This window comes from Shewanella sp. 11B5 (assembly GCF_002836795.1).
GTDB classification, from domain to species: domain Bacteria; phylum Pseudomonadota; class Gammaproteobacteria; order Enterobacterales; family Shewanellaceae; genus Shewanella; species Shewanella frigidimarina.
Map to the genome: position 1 here is coordinate 1 of NZ_PJAP01000267.1, position 13,672 is coordinate 13,672.

Here is a 13,672-nt window from a genome sequence, read left to right on the forward strand (position 1 = left end):
CCATGTGAGGCATTTTTTGTGATCAATAAATTATTGAAAATATTAGTTATTCAGGCGTCAGTTGTTTAATGAACCGTTTTAAGGCTATTGCCTTAAGCGGTTTACGCACAAAGCTAAATTGCGCACTGCTGGTGTGTTGTCTAACTGCTTCAGAAGGGTCGGCAGAGCAGATAACACAGGTGGGTGGGGTACGGTTTATCGTCAGGTGATGGGCTAATAAATACTGTACTAAATCCACACCATTTTTATCATCTTCTAAGTGATAGTCAGCAATAATCAGTTTGGGTTGTGGGTTATTGGCCAATTGCAGTATGGCACTGGGTTGGTCTTTTGCGGTAATGACATTACATCCCCAATCGCTGAGCAATGTGGAGATCGCTTTTAGCATCAGGTCGTCATTGTCGATCACCATCACGGTAATATTAGTGCTGTCACTGCTTATGTCATCTTCGGCCGTTTCAGTCACTTTAACTGGCTTTTTCTGCTGTAATACACGGGGTATTTCAACACTAAAACACGTGCCTTTACCCACTTCAGAATGCAGCGATATGTTGATATCCAACAACTTGGCAATTCGATCGCATATCGCCAAGCCTAGTCCTAATCCCGGAATTTCACGAGTGAGCTCTAAGCGTTCAAATTCACAAAAAATGGCTTGCTGTTTATCAAGCGGAATACCTGGGCCATTGTCCCAAACTTGTATTAATAAAGCGTGCTCAAGCCGCCTAACGCCTAATAACACTTTTGGGACAAACTCGGTATTGCTAGTCTGCCCATTTACTTTATTGTCAGGCGAAGAGGTTTGGGATGTTATTTGCTGATTGCGTTTGCCCGAAGGGGAGTAATGAAACGCATTAGATAAAAAGTTCTGAATAATACGGCGCAGCAGTCTTTGGTCGCTTTCTACAAAACAAGAAGAGATTTGGTAGTTAAAATCAATACCTTGTTGAACCGATAATGCATTAAATTCATTGACTAACGTTGACAATAAATCATCAATCGCAAATTGGCTTTTTTCAGTTTTTAACGAGTTACTGTCTAAGCGAGATATCTCAACCAGATCGGATAGTAAACTCTCCACCACGTTTAATGAGTCTTCAATATTGGTTGCGAGGTCATGCAGTTCAGTTGATTTAACCCTTTGCTTTAGCATCTCAGTAAATAAGGTTAAGGCATTAAAAGGTTGCATTAAGTCATGGCTGGCCGCGGCCAAAAAGCGGGTTTTACTGCTATTAGCAGCTTCCGCTTCAGCTTTGGCTTTTTCCAGTTCTTGGGTGCGGCTTTCAACCCGTTTTTCAAGGGTTTCATTGGCCAGTTGTAAGGCTTTTTCTGCTTCAATATGTGCAGTAATATCAGCAAACGTACTGACAAAGCCTCCGCCTGGCATGGCTTGCCCGCGAATTTCCAGCACTTTTCCATCTAGCATAGTGCGCTGAAAATGATGAGGGCTACCACTGCGCATATGAGCTAAGCGTTTTTCCACTAGCTCATGTGCCTCGTTACCGACAATAATGCCTCTGTCGATATTAAATCTAATGAGCTGCTCAATGTGCAGACCCGCTCTGACGTAATCTTTAGGGTAACCTAACAGTTCAATATAACGTTGATTCCAAGCCACTAAGCGCATATCGGCGTCGACAACACTGATCCCTTGCTCAATATTCTCTACGCCAGATTGCAAGAGTTCACGGTTAAATTCAAATATCTGGCTAGCTTCATCAACAATGCTCACTACATCTTCTAATGGCATTTGCTGGCTGCGCGATGCGGCGCTCATCACCATTCTGGTAGACGCTGAACCGAGTACGCCAGACAGTTTTAAGCGAGTGTAATCAACGAGCTGTTGCTGCTGATCTTTGCCTGCGAGTTTTTTAGATTCTGCAATAAGCGCATCGGCTTCGTCTTTGTTAATAAAACGATTTAATAAACTGGCTAAATCCTCTACGGATAAGTGCCGTTCTAGTTGAATCTGTTTTCTGTTTACAAATAAGTCAGCTTGTAACACCTCGCCAACGCTTTGTTCTTTAAGCAGTGAAATCACCACAAAGCAGCCAATGTTAGCCACTAAACTGTAAAATACGCCGTGGCTAATATTATCCAAACCGCTTAAGCCAAATAAGGCTGTCGGCGTTAACCACGCAATATCAAATAATCCAAATTTAACCCAATGGGCATCGGGGAAAGTAGCCGGCAATAGTAGAGTATAAAGCCAAACAATACTGCCCATTATGAGCCCCACAAAGGCACCTTGGGTGGTGGCATTTCGCCAATATAAGGCGCCTACCGCGGCGGGCGCAAATTGAGATAACAACACAAATGACAACAAGCCAATACTGGCTAAATGATTTTGTTGATCGATAAAGCGTTCAAATGCAAAAGCGGATAATAAAATGACCGCGATAGAGATACGGCGTAAATTTAATAAAATACCTGATAACTGCGGGGTTTGTTGAGAGCTAAATTTTGGTAGTCGTAATAGTAATGGCGTTAAAATTTCAGTCGAAATCATCGTGCTCAATACTATCGCCGCCACAATAACCATTGCCGTTGCAGCCGCGAGTCCACCGACATAAACCAATATCCCTAGCCATGCTTGTTGATAAAAAAGCGGTAATGTCAGCACATAGGTATCTGCGCCGACACTGCCGCCAGGGAAGCTAAGCTGTCCGGCTAATGCAATCGGCAATACAAAAATATTAATCAATAACAGGTATAACGGCACCATCCAGCGTGCTGATTTAAGCTCTTCGTCATGATTGTTTTCAATCATCATCATATGAAATTGTTGCGGTAACGCATAGATAGTAATAGCGCCCAAAATAACCTGAGAAATCACAAGGTAAGTCGAGTCTGATTGGCTGGTTTGTTGAATATGTTGGCCTTGAGTCAGTAAGTCACCAAAGCCATCGAATATAAAGAAAGTGGCAAAAATACCGACGGCAGTCAGGGCAAATAACTTCACGATAGAGCTAAACGCAATAGCCAGTACTAAGCCTTGATTGTGTTTACTGGCAGACAGTTGGCGGGTGCCGAACAAAATACTAAAGATAATTAATACAATGGTCACCACAAATGCGGTGCTAATGCCGGACTGAAACGTGCCTGTTAGTAAATCAAAACTGGTACTGATGGCCCTTAACTGCAAGGCAATATAAGGAATGGTTCCCAGTAGTGACACGATGGCAACGCTGGCGGCAATTTTTGGCGAACGGTCAAAACGGCACGCAATAAAGTCGGCAATAGACGTGAGGTTTTGGCTTTTGATTATTTGCAACGTGCGCATTAGCATCGGCCACGCCAGTACTAAGCAAATGATCGAACCAATGTAAATGGGGGCCAGCCAGGCTCCGGTTGTTGCAGCTTGCCCAACGGTGCCATAAAACGCCCATGATGTGCAGCATACCCCTAACGATAGGCTATAGACCCACGGCTTTTGGGCTAATTTTGTTATGGCGCGATTTTGCCCCCACTGTGCAACCACAAACAGCATTGCAAGATAAGCAATCGAAATTGAACTGATCAACCAAGTATCGATAGATAACCAAGCCTGCAATTTATTCCCCACTTATTTTTATTGTTTATCCTTGCGAAACTACACTAGACGCCCTGTTTGATAAAGATTTTTAACGATGCGGTGCACTAAGGTAGTACTTATTTATCCATACCCATCAGATAACATGATTTAACTCCATTAGTGTCATTTAAGGTACCGATAACGCCTATGAAAATAACCCATAGATATTTGGTCGAAGGTTTAGTCTTTACGAGTTATGTGCTTTTTGCCATGGCATGGGTTGGCGGCACCGCCAGCATGAATCACATCATGGCATCGATGCAGATTGAGAGTTTAGCGTCGGCAAGTTTTATCAGTGGTGCAGTCACGCTAGCTAAAATAGTCGGAACTTTTAGTGCTGCATATGTGGCGGTAAAGTTCGGAATAAAGTACGCCTTTTTGTTAGCTGCGTTATTAATTGTTGTTGGGATAGTGACACCGTTAGCGACGAGTTATGAGTTACTGCTGGTTAGCCGTTTTTTAATGGGCTTAGGCGGAGCATTTATGATTGTGTACTTTAATCCGATTGTGATGCTGTGGTTTTCCCCTGAAGACCGTCCGGTAGTTAATGGTTTAAATGCGGTGGCATTTAACGTAGGTACGGCAATTATTTTATGGGGCATGACCAGTATTAATTCACTTACAGGCAGCTGGCAAAATAGCTTAGTGTTGTTTTCAGTTGCGAGCTTGGTTCTGGCTATATTGTGGTTACTGGTTAAGTTTGATGCTCCACAGCCAGCGAATAATTCATCAGGGGCAGAGCCAGCTATATACGGTTACCTTGAAGGCTTAAAAGATAAGTTTAATTGGGCGTATGCATTTACCTATTCTGGGCTGCTTTCGTTTTATATTTGTCTATTCACTTTTTATCCTCAAGCGGGAATCAGCCAAAGCAAATGGGTGATAGGTTTTGGTATTGTCGGCACCATTGCGGGGATGTTGTATAGCCGCAAAAATCCGTTACGTCTTCCTATTCTTCGCTTAAGTGGTTTGATTATTTTTATTACCGTTTTAGGCTTATCTTTTAGTACCGAGCCTTGGCTGCAAATAACATGCGCTATCATATTGGGCTTTTTTATCTTTTTCCCTGTGACTGCATTAGTGTCTATTCCTCACGAACTCCCTGACATGACGGGGCAAAAAATCACCGTGGTGTTTAGCCTGTTTTGGTCAATCAGCTATCTGGTTTCGACTATTGTGTTGTGGGTGTTTGGTAAATTGGTTGATTTAAACGATGGCAGTTATGTCAGTTCATTTGTGGTGATCACCATACTCAGCGGCACAGTGTTTGTTGGCAGCTATTTTCTACCTGAAACAGGAAAACCAAAGGAGTTAACCTAATGCGAGGAACCGTTTCCCCAAAACTCACTGATTTTCTGGCTTTAGCCAACAGCAATATCGCCTTGGCTAAACAGAATAATGTCCAATTTACACCGACAATTTTGCGCCAAAATCTAGATAAACTCGGCGCACTAATGAGTGATTCGCCAGCGATGAGCTACATTGCAGATAAAATGCTAACGTTACCCGACCGTACTATTCCCGTTAGGATTTATAGCCCTGCGCCAGATAAACCTTTGCCAGTGTTATTGCATTTTCATGGTGGTGGGCACATGTGTGGCAGTGTGGCGCTTTACGATCCTATTTGTCGTCACCTTGCTAGCGTAGCGCAGTGTGTAGTGATATCTGTCGAATACCGGCTCGCGCCTGAATATCCATATCCTGCAGGGATTGATGACTGCGAACAGGTATTAATACGTTACGCTGAGTTACTGGGTGATGTTAACCATCAACACAATATCACTATTATTGGTGACAGTGCTGGTGGCGCCATTTGCACCAGTTTAAGCATGAAAAGTTTGACCGATAAGCGGATTAACATTGACCAACAAATTCTTATTTACCCGAGTGTCGATTACACCTTAAACAGCCCATCATTAGACAGTAATGGCACTGGATTCTTACTCGAAACCACTCGTATAAAGTGGTATTTCGAGCAGTACTTTCAATCTACCGATTTAGATGTCATTAAACAGGCTTCACCTTTGTTTGGGGCTATGTCTGTTAAATTGCCTAAAACCCTTATTTTTACTGCAGGCTGCGATCCGCTTAGGGATGAGGGAGTAGCCTATGCTAAGGCCTTAACTGCTGCTGGTGTTGATGTTGAACATCATTCGTTCGACGGCATGATCCACGCCTATATGTTGCTGCACGATTTAGTGAAAGATGAATGCATGGCAACCTATCAACACATTGCTAAATTCATGGCCTAGTTTGTCATCATTAATTGAAGCCTTGCCTGTTAGGCATTAAAAAGCCCTTATCGATGTGAATAAGGGCTAATATTTAATACCTTTCCTCATAACTAAGTGATCATTGTTGCTTATTGGCGATGGGTTAATAAAGTCAAAGTCGTGGCGCTTCGCCCACACCCGACCAAGAAGGGGAAAACTGCTTCCCCCTCTTGGATCTCCCCCGCAGCTCCGACAAAGTGTTTGATCCTCATAGCATAATAAAAATTGCCTACGACTCAGATGGTACATCCATGTACCCCCGAGTCTGGGTCATCATCCATGATGACCCTACGGCATTTTTATCATTCTATTTCGGACACTTCGGACGGAGAATCATTGAGCCTGCAGATTGATCTCAAGTCGAACTATTGTTTATTAACGCAACATTGTCAGAATCTTACGCTGTAATAAGATCACATTTTTTAACGGAAAGTTATAATATAACGCTACTATTTTATAGAACAATAACTCCAAGCTTATTGCGCTGTCCAAGCGCCATCCATTGGTAATGCCGCACCGGTAATGCCTCGAGCGGCACCACCACAAAGAAATAAAACAAACTCGCCGATTTGTCGTGGTGCCAGCATTTCTGGTAACGGCTGCTTGGCTGTCACGAGTTGATATTTAGCGTCTTCATAACTCAAATTTTTATCGCTTGCTATGCTGTCAATTTGTTTGCCGATAAGCGGGGTATCCACCCATCCAGGGCAAATCGCGTTGACGGTAATTCCTTGTTCAGCGCATTCAATCGCGACCACCTTGGTTAAGCCAATAATTCCATGTTTTGCTGCACAATAGGCTACCTTATTGGCCGAGGCGACTAAGCCATGTACTGAGGCAATATTGATAATTCGTCCCCACTTTTTTTCAGTCATTGCAGGTACGACTTGTTGAATTGTATGGAAAGCGGAAGACAAGTTAATCGCAATGATGTCATTCCACTTTTCGACCGGAAAGTTTGCCACATCTTGGGTGTGCTGAATCCCAGCATTGTTAACCAAAATATCAATACTGCCTAATGCACTCATCGCACTGTCCATAAACGCATGTATGCAGTTAGCGTCTCTCAAGTCTGCATTGCTGAAAAAGGTCTTTATTTGGTATTGGGTTGCAAACTCAGCCGCTAAAGTCTGCCCTTCATCTTGGGCCATTAAGCCATGCAATACGATATGACAACCTTGTTCGGCAAGTACATGCGCGGTCGCCAGGCCAATGCCGCTAGTGGAGCCGGTAATAAGTGCCACTTTCCCTTTGAGTCCAGTTTGTAACGTCGACATAGTATCGGTTCCCTTAATTCAATAGCGGCAATGACAGCGTATGTCATCAACCTTTGTGTCATGTTTTATGGCGAGATCATGTCTAGTGCATATTCTCGCTAACATCTGATTTAGTACTTTCAGAGTAAAACAATTACAGCACTATTTAATTGGCACCTTAGTACCATAAGAACGGGGATAGGGTTGTCAATACATTGAAGGGGAGTCGATGGTTTATTAAACCATATCGATAGGATCATCGACAGGATCTACATTTTTGATTATTGAGTTCTTGGTTAAAAAATTCTTAGTGAATAGGCGGGCGCATTACCAACTAATCTCTTTGCCTTGCCAATCTAAGTAACTGGCTTAGCCGTTGGGCTCAATATCGGCCATGATGTTATACAGCTGGCTGGCGACAAATTCTGGGGTAAAAAGCTTGCCTGCGGGTACGTTAGCCTGAAAGGGTTTTGATAATGGTGTGTCAGTAGTGCCTGGATGAAACGCGATAAGTTTGACTCGTTTAAGGCGTCTGGCATATTCAACCGCAGTGGTTTTGATTAGCATGTTTAATGCGGCTTTTGACGCACGGTAACCATACCAGCCGCCGAGGCGATTATCTGAAATGCTGCCCACTCGGGCACTTAATATGCTGATCACACATTTTTGTTCGCCAGTGACTTTATGACGCGGTAGTGACAATAATGAGGTGAGGGCGCTTAGCCATAACATAGGCACAATACTGTTGGCATAAAACAACTGTTCTAACGATAGTGCATCAATATCCTCAATGCGTTTCTCTGGCATTAATGTTGAATCTTTAGCCGAATGAGGCCCTAAAGTTGAATCAGCACTTTGCGGGTTTTTACTGTGCAAAATACCATTACACATCACTATTCGTGTCACTTTGCCTGCAATGGCCGCTATATTGGTAACACATTGTTCTATTGAGGCTTGCTGATAATCACAGCTGAAATGATGATGGCTAATATTGTCCGTAAGCTCATGTAGTATCAAATTATTTTGGCGGCTAACCGTAATGATTTGTAGCGGCGAAGTATCATGCCTGTTTGACTGCTGGCTTGATGCTTGCTGAATAACGGTTTGATCAGTATAGGCTTGGTGAGTAAAGGTTTTGGTAATAAAAGCTTGTGCTATAAGCGATGACGCGCCAATCACAATAATGGTTTCTGTTGTCGTTGAATCGCTCATGCACTTTGCTCTTACTTTATTTTACAGTTACCGTTATCACAGCGTTTTTGACCTGTAAGCAAATAAGATATACGGTAACGATTACGGGCAAAGGCTAAATACGCGAGGTCAGCAACAGGTTTAATCAGCGGTAAACGTAATAACTTTATCCAACCATGTTTACCGGTTAAGCCCCATGCTTTAGCTGTAACATCTAAACCATACAGCCAGCTACCATCAGCTTGTAATCCATGTAGCACCGTATTGGCGTGCACTACATCTAAATCAGGAAAACGCAGATTAATATCTGCGGCGTTAATGTCTTCAAGGCCGATGCGGTTTAAATTGTCATAACGCTTTAATTGCTTCATTTCATTGAGACACAGCGGGCATGTGCCATCGTAAAAAATAGTCAGTTCCATTATTTACCTCTTTTATGCCAATGCTTACTAAACACACATTTTTAATGCTTATATTGACTATTGTACGCCCCAAACTCCAAGTCAGTTTACATTTGTTTCCATGATCGCGATTACACACAAATTACCGAGGTTTATGATCTTTTTATTGCATCTTGGCGTATATCATCAAAACAATTCACAAGGGCTCAATAATGCCATTAAGCCAAGCCATTATTAAGGTCACCAATTTACGCTTACGTACGTTTATTGGGTTTAACCAAGACGAACGCGAAAAGCAGCAAGACGTGGTGATCAATATCGAGATCCATTATCCAGCCGATCGATCGTTTCAAACCGACGATGTTGCCGATGCGCTAAACTACAAAGTAATCACCAAAAAAGTGATTCAGCATGTCGAAGAAGGCCGTTTTTTATTACTGGAAAAATTGGTTGCCGACGTATTAGATATTTGTCGTGAGCACCCAACCGTTACCCTGGCCAGAGTCACCATTGATAAGCCTCATGCATTGCGTTTCGCTGATTCAGTGTCGTTATCTTTAGAATACCAAAGCTAGCCAACCTATTATTTAAGGATGTTATTATGACGACCATTAATGACATAACTCGCGCAGAGTTGTCTGCAGAAGCATTAAAAGTACAACAAGCGTTAGTCGCCCATGGCCTTGAAACACCGTTAGTGCCAAGTGACATGACCAGCGAGCAAAAATACCAGCGCATTAAAGGCTTAATGACCGAAGTTGTGTCGACGCTAGGGCTAGATTTAACCGATGACAGCTTAGCCGAAACTCCGCACCGCATTGCCAAAATGTACGTTAACGAAATTTTCTCGGGTCTCGATTATGCTAATTTTCCAAAAATCACTCAAATCGATAATAAGATGGGTGTTGAAGAGATGGTAAAAATTAGCAATATCAGTGTTGTGAGCACTTGCGAGCATCACTTTATTACTATCGATGGTTTCGCCAAAGTGGCATATATTCCCAAAGATAACATTATCGGCTTATCGAAAATTAACCGAATTGTGCGATTTTTTGCTCAGCGTCCACAAGTGCAAGAGCGCTTAACTCAGCAGATTTTAGTCGCGCTGCAAACGTTGTTGGCGACCGATGATGTTGCTGTGAGCATTAATGCGACACATTATTGCGTAAAGTCTCGCGGTATTATGGATACCTCGTCAAGTACTCAAACAACGGCACTTGGCGGCTGCTTTAAAGCCAATCCCGCTAGCCGAGCAGAGTTTTTAGCTTAACTATTTGGCGTAACGTTTAGCATAAATTTTGGCGTAGCGTTTAGTAAAGCTTTTAGCATAACGTTTAGGCATAGCTAGCCTAAACTCGGGATCGCTAGCGCCACAGCATGATTTTTAATAATGACTTCACATCGTGAGGCCATTTTTTATAAACACTATCGATTGTCATTATTACGCGCTAGGATGGCTTTTAGTCAGATTCGAATGGTTTGCTTTGAGATAACCATCTAATTTAATTATGATAAAGGCTCAATGTATCAGAGCTGAAAATAAAGAGAGCATTATGGAACGTACAATACTGATCACTGGCGTAGGTAAACGCATAGGTTATGCACTGGCCAAATATTATTTGGCACAAGGTCATCATGTCATTGGCACTTATCGCACCCATTATGACAGCATTGAACAGCTCGGTAAGTTGGGCGCGAGTTTACATTCATGCGACTTAACCGATCCAGCATCTATTGATGGATTAATTACTCACATCAATGAGCATCATGATCTTCTCGATACCATTATTCATAATGCGTCTGACTGGTTACCCGATAACAGCGGCTTAAGCCCTGCCGATACGATGATGCGGATGATGCAAATTCACGTATCAGCACCGTATCAAATCAATCTCGCCTTAGCGCCATTACTGATTAGCGCCGCTAAAAGCAATGACGACAGTATTGGTGCCAGTAACATTATTCACATTACCGATTACGTTGCCGAAAAGGGCAGTAAAAAGCACATCGCCTACGCCGCCAGTAAAGCAGCATTGCATAATATGACACTGTCATTTGCCAGTTTATTAGCCCCACATGTCAAAGTGAACTCCATTGCTCCTGCGATGATTTTATTTAATGAAGATGACGGCGAGACATACAAAGCCAAAGCGTTGGCTAAAGCCATATTGCCCAAAGAAGCTGGTAATGCGGAGATTATTGCTTTAGTCGACTACTTGCACACCAGCCATTATGTTACCGGCCGCAGCTACGCCGTTGATGGCGGCAGGCATTTAAAATAATCCATACAACGCCAAGCGCTAATGTGCGGGGCAATGTTGACGTTAATTTATTATAGACTTCTAGATGGCTAATTGGTAGTGTGGATATTAATCAATATCCACACTCGCTATTATCGAAAGGAAGTCACTATGTCTGCAGAAAACATGAAGCTGGAATCATTGGCGCTACATTATGGCTACGAGTCTGAAGCTACCACCAAAGCCGCTGCGGTGCCGATATACCAAACCACCTCATATACCTTCGATGATACCCAGCACGGTGCCGACCTGTTCGATTTAAAAGTGGCAGGCAACATCTATACCCGCATCATGAATCCTACTACCAGTGTGTTAGAGCAACGCTTAGCCGCCATTGAAGGCGGTATCGGTGCACTGGCTGTGGCATCTGGCATGGCTGCGATTACTTACGCGATTCAAGCATTAACCCAAGTGGGCGACAATATTGTCAGTACCAGCCAGTTGTACGGCGGCACGTATAACTTATTTGCCCATACGCTGCCACGCCAGGGCGTTGAAGTCCGTATGGCGGCGTTTGATGACTTTGATGGTCTCGACGCATTAATTGATGACAACACTAAAGCGCTATTTTGCGAATCGATTGGTAACCCAGCAGGTAATATTGTCGACTTACAACGTTTGGCCGATATTGCCCATAAACACGGAGTGCCATTAATTGTAGATAACACAGTAGCGACGCCAGTGTTGTGCCGCGCATTTGATCATGGTGCCGACATTGTTATTCATTCGCTCACTAAATACATTGGCGGCCACGGCACAACCATTGGCGGGGTGATTATTGACTCGGGTAAATTTGACTGGGTTGCCAACAAAAAACGTTTTGCGATACTTAACGAACCAGATCCGTCTTATCACGGTGTGGTGTATACCGACGCATTTGGACCCGCCGCTTATATTGGCCGATGCCGCGTAGTGCCACTGCGTAATACTGGCGCAGCCTTGTCACCACACAGTTCATTTTTGTTACTTCAAGGCTTAGAAACCTTAAGTTTACGTATGGAACGTCACTGCAGTAATGCGCTTACGCTAGCCGAATATCTACAGCAGCACCCAAGCATTAGTTGGGTAAATTACGCAGCACTTCCAGACAGCCCGCACCATGCAACCTGCCAAAAAATCACTGGTGGTAAAGCTTCAGGTATTATTAGTTTTGGCATTAAAGCCGATAACGCAGAAGCCGGTAAAATTGCTGGTGGTAAGTTTATTGATGCACTGCAAATGGTGCTACGTTTGGTCAATATCGGTGATGCTAAATCGTTAGCTTGTCATCCAGCCAGTACCACCCATCGCCAGTTAGACAGTGTCGAATTAGCTAAAGCCGGAGTATCAGAAGATCTAGTGCGCATATCGGTGGGTATTGAGCACATCGACGACATCATTGCCGATGTTAGCCAAGCATTAGAGAAAGCAATTGTGTAAGCTCATTTTTAGTCTAATCAGTTAACTAACCTGAGCTCGGGATAATAAATGCCTTTCAAACAGTCTTTTGCCCTGCTAACTGCGTTGAATCGACTTACAATAGACTAGCTATTGACGCGTCAATTCGCCTTGTTAGCAGAACAAATGACAAGCTTGAAAGTGAAGACGGGTAACGTATTGATTTTAAATAACATAAGTTCATCCCTTATCCCGAGCCCAGGTTAACTAAAAAGCCCCATCAATAACGTGTATTGATGGGGCTTTTTATTACGAAATGGTAGCTATTTTAAATAGCTAATCTTCTCGTTGGGGTAATAATCACTGGCAAAGGGATATCCCAAAAGTCAGTTGGAACTTGGCTGACTTGCTGGCAGTCGTGGGCAAAGCCTACGGCTAACGGCTTGTTATCGACCACTTGTGCCAAGGTGCGGTCGTAATATCCTCCGCCCATGCCCATACGATTTCCGTGTTCATCAAAGGCGACTAGCGGAGTAATGATCATATCAAGCTTATCGACGGTAATGACATGCTGCACATCGAGTTGTGGCTCGCTGATACCATATTGATTATCAACCATCACCGAGTCGCGATCGTAGCGGACAAACAACAAGTTACCCTTACTAAACGGATGAATACGCGGCAAATAGAGCGTGATATCCAATTCCCACAATGCTTCAATCAGTTTTTGAGTAGCAAGTTCACCATCGTGAGTGACATACAAGGCAACATGCTTAGCCGACTGTGCTTGAATTTCAGCAAGCATATGGCGGCTGGCAATCAAGGCTAATTGGGATTGTTCTTCAGTGCTAAGGCTATTACGCTCTTGGCGTACATGGCGACGAATGTTCTCGCGGCTCATGTCTGTGCTATCAAACAGTGGTTCTTGAAACTCAGAAGGCGTGGCAAAGTAGCTGATGCGTGCCGAAGAGGTTGACGTAAGCGGACGATTGTCTTTGTTAGTCATAAAGCGTGTGATTGACATAAAATTAGAATGCTCCCCAAAATACCGCTGCCGGCGCAGCCCTTGAACCGTAGGTTCAAGGCGGGTAAATGTTCATCTCCTAAGGCTTCTCGGTATAATCCGAGCATGCACAATGTTAACGAAAGCATTCACCCTGGGTTTGTAATTATCGGCACAGGGACTTAACCAACGAGCAAATATCCCAGGGAGCAAAACAGGGTAGAATTAAGCAATGCTTAGTTCTGAAATCTTAGTTTAGCCTTCCTAGCGGCTTCGTTCAACCAACGATGTTTCCAA

General features: G+C 43.4%; 11 protein-coding genes and 1 other RNA gene. 6 read left to right on the forward strand and 6 right to left on the reverse strand.

Going from position 1 to position 13,672, the window contains the following annotated elements; genetic code table 11:
- Positions 1-46 precede the first annotated feature (46 nt).
- Entirely contained in the window at positions 47-3,553 is a 3,507-nt protein-coding gene (locus CXF78_RS04245) for a hybrid sensor histidine kinase/response regulator (RefSeq protein WP_102036082.1), read from the reverse strand.
- A gap of 168 nt (positions 3,554-3,721) precedes the next feature.
- Between CXF78_RS04245 and CXF78_RS04250 the strand changes: the two genes are divergently transcribed.
- Both CXF78_RS04250 and CXF78_RS04255 read left to right on the forward strand, forming a co-directional pair.
- Positions 3,722-4,894: an MFS transporter gene (locus CXF78_RS04250; RefSeq protein ID WP_102036076.1), complete on the forward strand. Its 1,173-nt coding sequence runs from the start codon at positions 3,722-3,724 to the stop codon at positions 4,892-4,894.
- The gene (locus CXF78_RS04255) at positions 4,894-5,826 is read left to right on the forward strand and encodes an alpha/beta hydrolase (protein ID WP_102036077.1); all 933 of its coding nucleotides are present in this window, start codon (positions 4,894-4,896) and stop codon (positions 5,824-5,826) included. The genes CXF78_RS04250 and CXF78_RS04255 overlap by 1 nt, the downstream gene beginning before the upstream one ends.
- Before the next feature lie 497 nt (positions 5,827-6,323).
- Here CXF78_RS04255 and CXF78_RS04260 read toward each other — a convergent pair whose 3' ends face one another.
- The 3 genes from CXF78_RS04260 to CXF78_RS04270 all read right to left on the reverse strand — a co-directional run bounded on the left by CXF78_RS04260 (position 6,324) and on the right by CXF78_RS04270 (position 8,716).
- On the reverse strand, positions 6,324-7,124 hold the full coding sequence (locus tag CXF78_RS04260; RefSeq protein WP_101086050.1) for a 3-hydroxybutyrate dehydrogenase: 801 nt from the start codon (positions 7,122-7,124) through the stop codon (positions 6,324-6,326).
- Positions 7,125-7,472: 348 nt separating this feature from the next.
- Positions 7,473-8,315 (reverse strand): SDR family NAD(P)-dependent oxidoreductase, encoded by an 843-nt coding sequence (locus tag CXF78_RS04265; protein ID WP_102036078.1) that lies wholly within the window; start codon positions 8,313-8,315, stop codon positions 7,473-7,475.
- An 11-nt stretch (positions 8,316-8,326) separates the two neighbouring features.
- Positions 8,327-8,716, reverse strand: a complete 390-nt coding sequence (locus CXF78_RS04270) for a thiol-disulfide oxidoreductase DCC family protein (protein WP_102036079.1) — start codon at positions 8,714-8,716, stop codon at positions 8,327-8,329.
- Positions 8,717-8,907: 191 nt separating this feature from the next.
- On the opposite strand from CXF78_RS04270, the gene folX reads away from it, so the two are divergent.
- The 4 genes from folX (at position 8,908) to CXF78_RS04290 (ending at position 12,414) form a co-directional block, all read left to right on the forward strand.
- The gene (folX, locus tag CXF78_RS04275; RefSeq protein ID WP_011638602.1) at positions 8,908-9,270 is read left to right on the forward strand and encodes a dihydroneopterin triphosphate 2'-epimerase; all 363 of its coding nucleotides are present in this window, start codon (positions 8,908-8,910) and stop codon (positions 9,268-9,270) included.
- A 26-nt stretch (positions 9,271-9,296) separates the two neighbouring features.
- Positions 9,297-9,965: a GTP cyclohydrolase I FolE gene (folE, locus tag CXF78_RS04280; RefSeq protein WP_102036080.1), complete on the forward strand. Its 669-nt coding sequence runs from the start codon at positions 9,297-9,299 to the stop codon at positions 9,963-9,965.
- A 283-nt stretch (positions 9,966-10,248) separates the two neighbouring features.
- Positions 10,249-10,977, forward strand: coding sequence for a dihydromonapterin reductase (folM, locus tag CXF78_RS04285; protein ID WP_102036081.1), 729 nt, complete (start codon positions 10,249-10,251; stop codon positions 10,975-10,977).
- A 144-nt stretch (positions 10,978-11,121) separates the two neighbouring features.
- A complete protein-coding gene (locus tag CXF78_RS04290) occupies positions 11,122-12,414 on the forward strand; it encodes an O-acetylhomoserine aminocarboxypropyltransferase/cysteine synthase family protein (protein WP_059745598.1) in 1,293 nt (430 codons plus the stop codon).
- A gap of 286 nt (positions 12,415-12,700) precedes the next feature.
- Here CXF78_RS04290 and CXF78_RS04295 read toward each other — a convergent pair whose 3' ends face one another.
- Positions 12,701-13,396 (reverse strand): 5-formyltetrahydrofolate cyclo-ligase, encoded by a 696-nt coding sequence (locus CXF78_RS04295; protein WP_102036083.1) that lies wholly within the window; start codon positions 13,394-13,396, stop codon positions 12,701-12,703.
- A 9-nt stretch (positions 13,397-13,405) separates the two neighbouring features.
- Positions 13,406-13,587: non-coding RNA, 6S RNA (gene ssrS, locus CXF78_RS04300), on the reverse strand.
- Between the last annotated feature and the right edge of the window lie 85 nt (positions 13,588-13,672).

Coding starts and splice junctions, on each gene's coding strand:
- folX (WP_011638602.1), top strand. CDS start 8,908: ATGCCATTAAGCCAAGCCATTATTAAGGTCACCAATTTACGCTTACGT.
- CXF78_RS04295 (WP_102036083.1), bottom strand. CDS start 13,396: ATGTCAATCACACGCTTTATGACTAACAAAGACAATCGTCCGCTTACG.
- CXF78_RS04265 (WP_102036078.1), bottom strand. CDS start 8,315: ATGAGCGATTCAACGACAACAGAAACCATTATTGTGATTGGCGCGTCA.
- folE (WP_102036080.1), top strand. CDS start 9,297: ATGACGACCATTAATGACATAACTCGCGCAGAGTTGTCTGCAGAAGCA.
- CXF78_RS04270 (WP_102036079.1), bottom strand. CDS start 8,716: ATGGAACTGACTATTTTTTACGATGGCACATGCCCGCTGTGTCTCAAT.
- CXF78_RS04255 (WP_102036077.1), top strand. CDS start 4,894: ATGCGAGGAACCGTTTCCCCAAAACTCACTGATTTTCTGGCTTTAGCC.
- folM (WP_102036081.1), top strand. CDS start 10,249: ATGGAACGTACAATACTGATCACTGGCGTAGGTAAACGCATAGGTTAT.
- CXF78_RS04290 (WP_059745598.1), top strand. CDS start 11,122: ATGAAGCTGGAATCATTGGCGCTACATTATGGCTACGAGTCTGAAGCT.
- CXF78_RS04250 (WP_102036076.1), top strand. CDS start 3,722: ATGAAAATAACCCATAGATATTTGGTCGAAGGTTTAGTCTTTACGAGT.
- CXF78_RS04260 (WP_101086050.1), bottom strand. CDS start 7,124: ATGTCGACGTTACAAACTGGACTCAAAGGGAAAGTGGCACTTATTACC.